This is a genomic window from Methylobacterium sp. WL18 (genome assembly GCF_008040015.1).
In the GTDB taxonomy this organism is placed as follows: Bacteria; Pseudomonadota; Alphaproteobacteria; order Rhizobiales; family Beijerinckiaceae; genus Methylobacterium; species Methylobacterium mesophilicum.
The window spans coordinates 1-458 of record NZ_VRVD01001327.1; the positions used below are offsets into that span (position 1 = coordinate 1).

Here is a 458-nt window from a genome sequence, read left to right on the forward strand (position 1 = left end):
GGGTCGAGCCGGTCGCTCGGCGGCGCGTCCACGGGCAGGTCGCCGGTGAGCGTCAGGTGGTGGCGCAGCGACGGGATCGCCGGGCTGCGCTCCCCGGGCTTCAGCCGGATCAGGTCGTCGGGCAGCCGTTCCCAGCCGCCGGCCTCCGCGAAGGCGGCGTAGCGGTCGGCCACCTTCAGCGTGTCCAGGAAGGTCCGGGCGGTGAGCGTCGGGGTCGGGTCGGTGGAGACCTTGGCGTAGACCAGCGGCGCCGGCGCGCGCGGTTTTTTCGGCGCATCCGGGGGCCTCACCTCGGACGTCTTGGCCTCGATCGGCCGGCCCTCGGGAGTCTTCGCGTCAGCCTTCACTTCGGCCTTCTCGACTTGGGCCTTCTCGACTTGGGCCTTGGGCTCCGGAGCCTTCACGGGTTCCGGGGCCGGCGGCACGGCGACCGGGACGGCGAGCGGCGGGGCCGCCGG

The 458-nt window shown here is 74.5% G+C and carries 1 pseudogene; it reads right to left on the minus strand.

What is annotated here, in order from left to right:
* A pseudogene (locus tag FV228_RS32580) lies at positions 1 to 458 on the minus strand (murein L,D-transpeptidase); the annotation flags it as partial.